The organism is Acinetobacter sp. 228, from assembly GCF_048147885.1.
This window is the reverse complement of sequence record NZ_JAYWYV010000345.1, coordinates 1-1,258: the sequence shown is the minus strand read 5'-3', so window position 1 is coordinate 1,258 and position 1,258 is coordinate 1. Positions and strand designations below refer to the sequence as shown.

3 protein-coding genes are annotated in these 1,258 nt (G+C 35.4%); all 3 read right to left on the bottom strand.

The window, feature by feature from the left end:
• Positions 1-199, bottom strand: a 199-nt coding sequence (locus tag VXQ92_RS18840; RefSeq protein WP_416682827.1) for a PepSY domain-containing protein, incomplete at its 3' end; no start/stop codon positions are given.
• Complete coding sequence (locus VXQ92_RS18835; RefSeq protein ID WP_017725103.1) at positions 192-491, bottom strand: hypothetical protein; 300 nt, start codon at positions 489-491, stop codon at positions 192-194. The genes VXQ92_RS18835 and VXQ92_RS18840, both read right to left, overlap by 8 nt.
• A gap of 62 nt (positions 492-553) precedes the next feature.
• A partial coding sequence (locus VXQ92_RS18830; RefSeq protein WP_416682826.1) for a TonB-dependent siderophore receptor occupies positions 554-1,258 on the bottom strand: 705 nt, incomplete at its 5' end.

Sequence of the window (1,258 nt, the reverse complement as noted above, 5' to 3'; positions counted from 1 at the left end):
GTAAGTATTGATATGCTGTTTTAATTGCCACATCTTGTTTTATTTCAAATTGTGCAAGGGGTGGTTGCATCCACAAATTAATTTCATGGCGGTAATAAGACAAACTTCCCATTAAAAAAATAGCAAATACGAGCCATCCAAAAATTAAACCAGTCCACGAGTGGAGCCATGCCATAGATTGACGTATACCTTTATGCATAACCTACCGTCCGTGTCACAATAAAGAAAAGGGCAAATAGTGCGATTGATAAAATGGTCAGTCGCAATAATGATTGGATGCAGAAACCAACAATCACGAAAAATACATAAAACAAAATAGAAATAAAGGCCGCCAAATAGATAGCTTCTGGTTTGTCTAAGTTAAAATGGAAAATTTCAGTTAGTCCAAGACTTAAGTACGCCATACAGGCATAACCCATACCGAAAACAACTAAGAATCGATAGAAAACTTTTATGCGATATAACATGGGAAGATTTAAAGTTTTGGACATATTTACTGACACATAAAAAAATAAAAAGAAAGCCAACCCCAAAATTGGGATTGGCTACGCTATTAATATTTAAACTTTACAGCAACTGTATAGTTGGCTGGGGCACCATAGTAACCCTGACCACCAGATAAACCTGTCAAATACTTTTCATTTGTTAGATTATTGCCATTCACTTGGAACATTACATGTTCGTTTAAATCATAGCTGGCCATAACATTAAGCAATGCGTAAGCATCTTGTTTTACAGTTGAATAAGAGGTGTCATGTATATCATCTTGCCATTTAATGCTTGCACCAACTTTCAATTTTGGAATTTGGGGAACAGTATAAGAAGCTAAAACGTTAAGTGTTTGAGTTGGGATATTTGGTCTACCTCTTTCACCTGATTCCATATTTTTTATACTAAATGTTGATAAAACAAAAACTAAATCTAAGTTATCAGTTAATTTTCCAGTTAATCCAACTTCAACCCCTTGCGATCTAAGCGTTCCTATTGGTGACGAGTATTTATTATAGAGCGGATCCCATAATGGGTTTAGTGCAAAGTTATCTTCGTCTGTTCTAAAGATAGCGATATTTCCAGTTAAAGCACCATCTAACCAAGAGCTTTTTACACCTACTTCATAACTTTCACCCTCTACTGGTACAGCGGTTTGTTTAGTAGAAAGATCGATAACCGTTTGTGGCCTAAAAATAGAGGTATAACTCATATAACCTGTGTATTCAGGAGTAAAGTTATATGTAATACCCGCATACGGGGAAACTTT

Excerpts from the sequence above, each read along its gene's own strand:
- VXQ92_RS18835 (WP_017725103.1), bottom strand. The coding sequence starts at position 491 with ATGTCCAAAACTTTAAATCTTCCCATGTTATATCGCATAAAAGTTTTC.